The organism is Kitasatospora sp. NPDC001664, from assembly GCF_053596675.1.
Map to the genome: position 1 here is coordinate 83,606 of NZ_JBSFGS010000030.1, position 8,373 is coordinate 91,978.

Consider the following 8,373-nt stretch of genomic DNA (forward strand, 5'->3'; position numbering starts at 1 on the left):
GGGCGCCAACCTATCGAACCCGGCTCAGAGCACGGCTTCGGACTCCGCCCAGCGGTCCTCGGGGACGGTCTTCAGCTGCTGGACGGCCTCGGCCACCGGGATCAGCTCGATGGTGGTGCCGCGCAGGGCGGTGAAGTGCCCGAAGGCGCCCTTGTGGACGGCCTCCACGGCGTGCCAGCCGAAGCGGGTGGCGAGCACCCGGTCCCGGGCGGTGGGGGTGCCGCCGCGCTGGGTGTGACCCAGGATGACCGGCCGGGCCTCCTTGCCGAGCAGGTTCTCCAGCTCGATGGCCAGCCGGTTGCCGATCCCGCCGAAGGTCTGGTGGCCGTACTGGTCCACCGAGCCGTGGTCGAAGCGGAGCGTCCCGGGCGCGGGCTTGGCGCCCTCGGCGACCGCGATGATGGCGAACTTCTTGCCGCGCCGGAAGCGCTCCTCGATCATCCGGGAGACGGCCTCGATGTCGAAGGCCTTCTCCGGGATCAGGATTCCGTGGGCGCCGGCGGCCATCCCGGCGGTCAGCGTGATCCAGCCGGTGTGACGGCCCATCAGCTCGACCACCATCACCCGCTGGTGCGATTCGGCGGTGGTCTTGAGGCGGTCGATCGCCTCGGTGGCCACGTGCACGGCGGTGTCGAAGCCGAAGGTCACGTCGGTGGCGTCGATGTCGTTGTCGATGGTCTTGGGGACCCCGACCACCGGCAGCCCGGCGTCGCTGAACATCCGGGCGGCGGTCAGCGTGCCCTCGCCGCCGATGGCGATCAGCGCGTCGATCCCGATCCTGCCCGCCAGCTCCTGGGCGTTCTCCACCGCCCACTGGATGCGCTCGCGCTGCACCCGGGCCGAGCCGAGGATGGTGCCGCCGAGGGTGAGCAGACCGGTGACGTCGTCGTGCGAGACCGGGCGGGTCCGGCCCTCGATCAGGCCGAGGAAGCCGTCCTCGATCCCGATGATCTCGTCGCCGTGCACGTCGGTGCCCCGGTGCACCACCGAGCGGATCACCGCATTGAGGCCGGGGCAGTCTCCGCCGCTGGTCAGGACACCGATGCGCATGGGGGTGTGCTTCTCCCGCCGGGTTAGTCGGATTCTCGTACGAGCCGGACAACACCCAACGAAACGGACATTGCCGACGGGCTCACACTAGCCGCCCGAACCGCCCCAGCCGGAATTCCCGCGCCTCACACGGCGTCAGTCCTCCTCGTCGGCGAAGTGGTCCCAGCCCCCCGCCCGGTCCCACGGCGCACCGTCCACCGTCACCACGCCCCCGCGCGCCGGGCTAGCCGGGCGGACCACCTCGCCGACCACCCGCCAGCGGGCGGGCAGTTGGACCGAGGGCGGGAAGGTGGCCACGATCGCGTGGTCCTCGCCGCCGGAGAGCACCCAGACCAGCGGGTCGATGCCGACCGCCTGGCCGATGTCGGCCATCTGGGCCGGCACGTCGAAGTCGGCCGCGCGCAGGTCGATGTCCACCCCGCTGGCCCGGGCGACGTGGCCGAGGTCGGCCACCAGGCCGTCGCTGACGTCGATCATCGAGGTGGCGCCGAGGTCGGAGCCGGCCGGGCCCGCGTGGTACGGCGGCTCGGGGCGGCGGTGCGCCTCGACGAAGGCGCGCGGCGAGCGGAAGCCCCGGGTCAGCACCGAGAGCCCGGCGGCGGACCAGCCCAGCCAGCCGGTGACCGCGACCACGTCGCCGGTCCTGGCGCCCGAACGGGTCACCGGGGCGCGGCCCTGGAGGTCGCCGAGCGCGGTGATGGCCAGCGTGATGGTGTCGCCGCGCACCACGTCGCCGCCGACCACGGTGGCCCCGGCCACCTGGCACTCGTCCCGCAGGCCGTCCATCAGTTCGGTGGCCCAGGTGGTCGGGAGGTCGGCCGGGGCCACCAGGCCGAGCAGTATCGCGGTGGGGACCGCGCCCATCGCGGCGATGTCGGCGAGGTTCTGGGCGGCGCACTTGCGGCCGACGTCGTAGGCGGTGGACCAGTCCCGGCGGAAGTGCCGGCCCTCGATCAGCACGTCGGTGGTGGCCACCACCCGGCTGTCGGGCGCCTTCACCACGGCGGCGTCGTCGCCCGGCCCGAGCTCCACGGCCGGGGTCATCGGCAGCCGGGCGGTGAGCTCCTTGATGAGTCCGAACTCGCCGAGCTCGCCCACGGTCCCCTGCATCTGCCGTCCTCTCTCCACTGTCCCCGGTCGCCCCGTCTGCGCGCAGCGTACGCCCTCCGGGGGCTCCCCAGCGGCGGGGGTCAGCGGTAGCGTGGTGATCGGACTTCGCCGGTCCGCCCACCCCGCTCTGGAGGTCCCCCGTGGTACAGGCATACATCCTGATCCAGACCGAGGTCGGCAAGGCGACCGCCGTGGCCCAGGAGATCCAGAAGATCCAGGGCGTGGTCTCCGCCGAGGACGTCACCGGCCCGTACGACGTGATCGTCCGCGCCGAGGCCGCCACCATCGACGAGCTCGGCCGTCTGGTGGTCGCCCAGGTCCAGCAGATCGAGGGCATCACCCGCACCCTCACCTGCCCGGTGGTCAACCTGTAGGGCTGGCTACCATCGCGGGGTGAGCCGATTCAGCAGCCTCCCCGCCACCGTCCGCTGGGGCGTCCCGCCCGCCGCGCTGCTGACCTGCGTGGGCCTGCTCGGCTGGAGCTGGAGCCTGCCCGCCGACGTCGAACCACCGCAGGTCCGGGGCAAGGCGCTGGCCGCCTGCGAGGCGCTGGACAAGGCGCTGCCGGGGACGGTGCTGGGCCACCGGCGTGACGACCCGTCACCGGCCTCGCCGTACACGGCCGCCTGGGACAGCTCGCCGCGCACCGTGCTGACCTGCGGCAGCGACCGGCCGGAGTACCTGAACGAGCTGGGCACCGCCTCCATGCCGGAGGTGAACGACGTCCAGTTCGGCATGGGCCGGGACGCGGGCGGCGGCTACCGCTTCGTCACCACCATGCGGGACGCCTACGTGGAGGTCCTGGTGCCCGCGGGTGCCTACCCCAACTACGCCGACCCGCTCAGCTCATTCACCGACGCCATCAAGGCGGCCGTCCCCGGCTGGCTCGCGCAGCAGCCGGGGACGGCCGACGGCTAGCGCAGGCCGGTCGAGCGGCTGAGCGCGGCGGTCAGCAGCCGGTCGATCAGCTCCGGGTACGGCAGGCCGGTGGCCTCCCACATCTTCGGGTAGGCCGAGATGGGGGTGAAGCCGGGCATGGTGTTGATCTCGTTCACCATCCAGCTGCCGTCCTCCAGCAGGAAGAAGTCGACCCGGGCCAGACCCTCGCAGCCGAGCGCCTCGAAGGCCGCCACCGCCTGCCGCCGGATCTCGGCCAGCTCGGACTCCGTCAGCTTGGCCGGGATCTCGACCTCGGAGGAGTCGATGTACTTGGCCTCGAAGTCGTAGAACTCGAAGCCGCCGCCGACGTGCACCTCGGCCGCGACGCTGGCCCGCGGGCCGTCCTCGAACTCCAGCACCGCGCACTCGATCTCACGGCCCGTCACCCCGAGCTCCACGATCACCTTGGGGTCGTGGCGGCGCGCCTCGTCGATCGCGGCGTCCAGGTCGGCCAGGTCCTTGACCTTGGTGATGCCCATGCTGGAGCCGGCCCGGCAGGGCTTCACGAACAGCGGCAGGCCGAGCGCGGCGATCCGCTCGCGGGCGGCGGCGCGGCCCTGCTCGCTCTCCCACTCGCGCGGGCGGACCACGGTGTAGTGGCCGACCCCGATGCCGTGCGAGGCCAGGATCCGCTTGGTGAACTCCTTGTCCATCCCGGCCGCGCTGGCCAGCACGCCGGAGCCGACGTACGGCACCCCGGAGAGCTCCAGCAGACCCTGGATGGTGCCGTCCTCGCCCCACGGACCGTGCAGCAGCGGCAGCACCACGTCCACCTCGCCGAGCACCTTGGGCGCGGCACCGGGCTCGCTCCAGACCACCTCGCGGCTGGCCGGGCTGCCCGGCAGCGCGACCTGACCCTCGGTGGACTCGGCGATGCCGTCCACGTCGGGGAGCTTCCCGTCGGTGATGGCCATCCGGCCCGGCTCGTCACCGACCAGGGCCCAGCGGCCCTCATGGGTGATGCCGATCGGCAGCACCTCGTACTTGCTCCGGTCGATCGCCCGGAGCACGCTGCCGGCGGTGACGACCGAGATGGCGTGCTCGGAGCTGCGTCCGCCGAAGACGATCGCAACGCGCGGCTTGGCCGCGTTCGGGGAGGTCTGTTCGATGCTCATATCGCATTTGAGACTACCGTGCGGATGTTTCCGGGGAAGACACCCGCACGGTGTCGGACCGTCAGCCCTCAGCGCCTCTCGGGCTTCGCCGAACGGGCCATCAGCCCGGCCAGCACCTCCTGGGTCGGCCGCCCGTGGTGCACCACGTCGACCACCGCCTGCACGATCGGCATGTCGACCCCGTGGCGGCGGCCCAGGTCGAGCACCGACTCGCAGGACTTGACGCCCTCGGCGGTCTGCTTGGTGGCGGCGACGGTCTGCTCCACGGTCATGCCGCGGCCCAGGTTGAAGCCGAAGGTGTGGTTGCGGGAGAGCGGCGAGGAGCAGGTCGCCACCAGGTCGCCCATCCCGGCCAGGCCGGCGAAGGTGTACGGGTCCGCGCCCAGGGTGAGGCCGAGCCGGGTGATCTCGGCCAGGCCGCGGGTCATCAGGGTGGCCTTGGTGTTGTCGCCCAGGCCCATGCCGTCGGCCATGCCGACCGCCAGGCCGATCACGTTCTTGACCGCGCCGCCGAGCTCGCAGCCCACCACGTCGGTGGAGGTGTACGGGCGGAAGTAGGGGGTGTGACAGGCCGTCTGGAGCCGCTTGGCGACCGCCTCGTCGGCGCAGGCGACCACCGAGGCGGCGGGCTGCTTGAGGGCGATCTCGGGCGCCAGGTTGGGCCCGCTGATCACCGCGACCCGGGCCGGGCCGACCCCGGCGACCTCCTGGATCACCTCGGACATCCGCTTGGCCGTGCCGAGCTCGACGCCCTTCATCAGCGAGACCAGCACCGTCCGCCCGTCGAGCAGCGGGGCCCAGTCGGCCAGGTTCTGACGGAGCGTCTGGGAGGGCACCACCAGCACCGCGAAGTCCGCCCCGGCGAGCGCCTCGGCGGGGTCGGTGGTGGCCCGGACGCCGTCCGGCAGCACGGTGTCCGGCAGGTAGTCCGGGTTGACGTGGGTGGTGTTGATGGCGTCCACCAACTCCTTGCGGCGGCCCCAGAGGGTCACCTCGCAGCCGGCGTCCGCCATCACCACGGCGAACGCGGTGCCCCAGGAGCCGGTGCCGAAGACGGCGCAGCGGGTCATTCGGACTCCCCCTCGGTGCTGGTGCCCGCGGCCCGGTCCTTCTTGGCCGCGGCCTTGACCGCCCGGTCGCGGGCCGCCTTGCGCATGTCGTACCGCTCGGCCGGCGCGTCCTCGCCGCGGATGCCGGCCAGCACCTCGGTGATCGCGGCCATGATGTCCTCGGTGGCGTCGCGCAGCACCTGGGCGGTCAGTTCCTGCCCCTGGTACTTGCTCAGGTCCACCGGCGGCCCGGCGGCCACCGTCACCTTGTGCCGGGGGAAGAGGTTGAACTTGCCCTTCCCGCCCCGGCCGTAGGGCGGGATGATCTCGTGCGCGCCCCAGTGCGCGACCGGGATCACCGGCGCACCGGTCATCAGCGCGACCCGGGCCGCGCCGCTCTTGCCGGTCATCGGCCAGAGCTCCGGGTCCCGGGTCAGGGTGCCCTCGGGGTAGAACTGCACGCACTGGCCCCGGTCGATGGCGTCGATCGCCGCGCGGAACGCCTCGGCCGCGTCGGTGGACTCGCGGAACACCGGGATCTGGCCGGTCTTGCGCAGCATGAACCCGATGAACGGCACCGAGAACAGCTGGGACTTGCCCAGTATCCGCGGCGGACGGCCGCTGTTGTACTGCCAGTGGGCGTAGACCACCGGGTCGATCACCGAGTTGTGGTTCACCACCGCGAGGAAGCCGCCCTTCTCGGGCAGGTGCTCCCAACCCCGCCAGTCCGGCTTCACCAGGGCCGTGGTGACCGGCTTCACGAGTACGGCCGCGAAGCGGTACCAGATCCCGTAGTCGGCGTTGCCGAACCGGGCGTTCGAGCGGGCCACCCCTGCTCCTCTTTCCTCGTCCGTCGCACACCTGGTGCCACGGGTCCGTCGTGGCGGACCAGTCTCACGGCTGGCCCGGCCGCTGTCGAGCGCGTTCCCGGCGCCGGGCGGGCGGGCCGCCTGGCCGGGGTCACGGCACCGGCGTCAGAATGGCGCCGATGACCCAGGACACGGTACGCCCCGCACCAGCCGTCACGCCCGCGCCCCACCCCGAGTGGTCGCTGGTGTTGCCCGTGAAGCGGCTCGCCCTGGCCAAGAGCCGGCTCGGCCCCTTCGCCGGGGAGCGCAGGACGGCGCTCGCGCTCGCCTTCGCGCTGGACACCGTGGCCGCCGCGCTGGCCTGCCCGGCGGTGGCCCGGGTCCTGGTGGTCACCGCCGACCCGACGGCCGGGGCCGAACTCACCCGCCTCGGCGCCCTGGTGGTCACCGACGAACCGGGCGGCGGCCTCAACCCCGCCCTGGCCCACGGCGCTTCGCGGGCCCGCCGGATCGCCCCGCGCTCCCCCGTCGCGGCGCTCTCCGCCGACCTGCCCGCCCTGCGGCCCGCCGAACTCTCCCTGGTCCTGGCAGTCGCCGCGCGCTCCGGCCGCAGCTTCCTCGCCGACTCCCCCGGCCTCGGCACCACCCTGCTCGCCGCCCTGCCCGGCCTGCCCCTCGACCCGCGCTTCGGCGACGGCTCCCGCGCCCGCCACACCGCGGCCGGCACCACTGAACTCACCCTCCCCGGCGTCCCGTCCGTCCGCCGCGACGTCGACACCGGCGAGGACCTCCACGAGGCCCGCGCCCTCGGCCTCGGCCCCCACACCACGGCCGCGCTCCCGCTCGTTGACGCCAGCTGACGCGCCGGCACGCGGAAGGGCAGCACCCCAGGGGCGCGAGGAACTGCGCGAATCGGAAGACGTCTCCCGCAAGGTCGGGGCACAGGAGCCGGTTGCACGTGAGCCCGCCACGACCCGCCTCGCTATGCTGCCCCCATGCAGGCCACCTCCTACACCTTCGACCCGGCGACCCGCAGCGGCTCCGTCCTCCTCGACGACGGCACCCCGGTCCCCTTCGACGCCGCCGCCTTCGACGCCGGCGGCCTGCGCCTGCTCCGCCCCGGCCAGCGCCTGCGCATCCGCACCGAGGGCACCGGCGACACCCGCCGCGTCGTCTTCCTCACCCTCCAGACCTTCCCGGACCCCGTCGAGGGTCAGGCCTGACGCTCAGTCCCGCAGCACCCCGACCGACACCAGGTGCGAGCGCCCGCCCATCGCGAAGCTGAGCCTCAACTCACCGTCCCGCTCCAGGCTTTCGGTCACCCGCTCGACCGCCCCCGGCCCGAGGAAGTACCGGTACGCCTCGTACTGGGTCCACCCCAGCGGCAGCACCCTGAGCGCCTCCCAGAGCGCCGCCAGGGCGTCCGGGAGCCGCGCGAAGACGGCGGGTGCGGTGACGTCCTCGATCTCGACGGTGTACGACGGCGTCGGGCTGGTCACGTGGTGCTCCCCTGCTCGTGGTCGATCTCGGCCCAGACCCCCTGGGCCTCGTCCGTGCGGTCGTGACCGAACCGGTCGGCGGTGGCCAACAGGTCCAGCACCGCGAGCTGCGCCTCGACGCCGAGGTCCCCGGGCAGCACCACGGACACCCGCCAACCACCGTCCCGCAGGCGGACCCTCGCCCGGGCCCCCGTGGTCACGGCCAGGCGATGGGCGAGGTCGAACACCCTGGTGGTTCGCACGCAACGACTCTCCCCGCGAGCAGCTGGTCACGCAAAGTAAATCTAAACAATTAGATTCCACCTGATGCATTAGATTGTCAACGCTGATTCACCCGCCCTGTCGAACCGGCAGGGTCGTGCCTGCCGCCGGGGAGCGTCCGGATGTCACCTGCTGAGCGCCAGTACCAGCGCGTCGCCGACGACCTGCGCGCCCGCGTCGGCCGGAGAGAGTGGCAGGTCGGCGAGCGGTTGCCGTCCCGCGCCAAGCTCGCGGTCGAGTACGACGTCGGCGAGAACGTGCTGCAGCGGGCCCAGGAGGTGCTGATCACCGAGGGGCTGCTGGCCGGCCGCGCGGGCTCCGGCACCTACGTCCGGCAGCCGGTGGTGCGGCGTCCGATGCTCCGCTCCCGGGTCGGCGCCCCGGTCTCGTTCCGCGCCCAGCTCGGGGAGACCGGCGAGGAGGGCAGCTGGGAGTCCAGCACCTCCACCAACGTCCCGGCCCCGCCCGCGACCGCCGCCCGCCTCGGGGTCGAACCCGGAGCCCCGACGGTGCACACCGCCTACGAGTACCTGATCGGTGG

General features: G+C 73.0%; 12 protein-coding genes. 5 read left to right on the forward strand and 7 right to left on the reverse strand.

Features of this window, described 5'->3' with window-relative positions; all coding sequences use genetic code 11:
- Positions 1-24 precede the first annotated feature (24 nt).
- Positions 25-1,050: a 6-phosphofructokinase gene (locus ACWCYY_RS32795; protein ID WP_345285490.1), complete on the reverse strand. Its 1,026-nt coding sequence runs from the start codon at positions 1,048-1,050 to the stop codon at positions 25-27.
- Between the two features lie 135 nt (positions 1,051-1,185).
- Positions 1,186-2,160 (reverse strand): thiamine-phosphate kinase, encoded by a 975-nt coding sequence (locus ACWCYY_RS32800; RefSeq protein ID WP_345285488.1) that lies wholly within the window; start codon positions 2,158-2,160, stop codon positions 1,186-1,188.
- 140 nt (positions 2,161-2,300) lie between these two features.
- On the opposite strand from ACWCYY_RS32800, the gene ACWCYY_RS32805 reads away from it, so the two are divergent.
- Complete coding sequence (locus ACWCYY_RS32805) at positions 2,301-2,534, forward strand: Lrp/AsnC family transcriptional regulator (RefSeq protein ID WP_345285486.1); 234 nt, start codon at positions 2,301-2,303, stop codon at positions 2,532-2,534.
- A 19-nt stretch (positions 2,535-2,553) separates the two neighbouring features.
- Entirely contained in the window at positions 2,554-3,078 is a 525-nt protein-coding gene (locus ACWCYY_RS32810) for a DUF3515 domain-containing protein (protein ID WP_345285484.1), read from the forward strand.
- Here ACWCYY_RS32810 and ACWCYY_RS32815 read toward each other — a convergent pair.
- The 3 genes from ACWCYY_RS32815 to ACWCYY_RS32825 all read right to left on the reverse strand — a co-directional run bounded on the left by ACWCYY_RS32815 (position 3,075) and on the right by ACWCYY_RS32825 (position 6,093).
- Positions 3,075-4,214: a D-alanine--D-alanine ligase family protein gene (locus ACWCYY_RS32815; RefSeq protein WP_345285482.1), complete on the reverse strand. Its 1,140-nt coding sequence runs from the start codon at positions 4,212-4,214 to the stop codon at positions 3,075-3,077. The genes ACWCYY_RS32810 and ACWCYY_RS32815 overlap by 4 nt on opposite strands.
- Positions 4,215-4,282: 68 nt before the next feature.
- Positions 4,283-5,284 (reverse strand): NAD(P)H-dependent glycerol-3-phosphate dehydrogenase, encoded by a 1,002-nt coding sequence (locus tag ACWCYY_RS32820; RefSeq protein ID WP_449798086.1) that lies wholly within the window; start codon positions 5,282-5,284, stop codon positions 4,283-4,285.
- Positions 5,281-6,093, reverse strand: coding sequence for a lysophospholipid acyltransferase family protein (locus tag ACWCYY_RS32825; RefSeq protein ID WP_345285480.1), 813 nt, complete (start codon positions 6,091-6,093; stop codon positions 5,281-5,283). The genes ACWCYY_RS32820 and ACWCYY_RS32825 overlap by 4 nt, the downstream gene beginning before the upstream one ends.
- A 158-nt stretch (positions 6,094-6,251) precedes the next feature.
- Here ACWCYY_RS32825 and cofC point away from each other — a divergent pair, with 158 nt between their 5' ends.
- Positions 6,252-6,932, forward strand: a complete 681-nt coding sequence (gene cofC, locus ACWCYY_RS32830; RefSeq protein WP_449798087.1) for a 2-phospho-L-lactate guanylyltransferase — start codon at positions 6,252-6,254, stop codon at positions 6,930-6,932.
- Between the two features lie 135 nt (positions 6,933-7,067).
- Complete coding sequence (locus tag ACWCYY_RS32835; RefSeq protein WP_345285476.1) at positions 7,068-7,295, forward strand: hypothetical protein; 228 nt, start codon at positions 7,068-7,070, stop codon at positions 7,293-7,295.
- A 3-nt stretch (positions 7,296-7,298) separates the two neighbouring features.
- Here ACWCYY_RS32835 and ACWCYY_RS32840 read toward each other — a convergent pair whose 3' ends face one another.
- Positions 7,299-7,571 (reverse strand): hypothetical protein, encoded by a 273-nt coding sequence (locus ACWCYY_RS32840; protein WP_449798088.1) that lies wholly within the window; start codon positions 7,569-7,571, stop codon positions 7,299-7,301.
- Positions 7,568-7,813: a hypothetical protein gene (locus tag ACWCYY_RS32845; RefSeq protein WP_345285472.1), complete on the reverse strand. Its 246-nt coding sequence runs from the start codon at positions 7,811-7,813 to the stop codon at positions 7,568-7,570. Before ACWCYY_RS32845 ends, ACWCYY_RS32840 begins: the two co-directional genes overlap by 4 nt.
- 141 nt (positions 7,814-7,954) lie before the next feature.
- On the opposite strand from ACWCYY_RS32845, the gene ACWCYY_RS32850 reads away from it, so the two are divergent.
- Positions 7,955-8,373 (forward strand): GntR family transcriptional regulator (locus ACWCYY_RS32850; protein ID WP_449798089.1); only part of this gene is annotated, 419 nt, incomplete at its 3' end.

Bases quoted from the DNA above. Each gene is read 5' to 3' on its own strand.
- ACWCYY_RS32835 (WP_345285476.1), top strand. From the start codon at position 7,068: ATGCAGGCCACCTCCTACACCTTCGACCCGGCGACCCGCAGCGGCTCC.
- ACWCYY_RS32815 (WP_345285482.1), bottom strand. From the start codon at position 4,214: ATGAGCATCGAACAGACCTCCCCGAACGCGGCCAAGCCGCGCGTTGCG.
- cofC (WP_449798087.1), top strand. From the start codon at position 6,252: ATGACCCAGGACACGGTACGCCCCGCACCAGCCGTCACGCCCGCGCCC.
- ACWCYY_RS32800 (WP_345285488.1), bottom strand. From the start codon at position 2,160: ATGCAGGGGACCGTGGGCGAGCTCGGCGAGTTCGGACTCATCAAGGAG.
- ACWCYY_RS32795 (WP_345285490.1), bottom strand. From the start codon at position 1,050: ATGCGCATCGGTGTCCTGACCAGCGGCGGAGACTGCCCCGGCCTCAAT.
- ACWCYY_RS32820 (WP_449798086.1), bottom strand. From the start codon at position 5,284: ATGACCCGCTGCGCCGTCTTCGGCACCGGCTCCTGGGGCACCGCGTTC.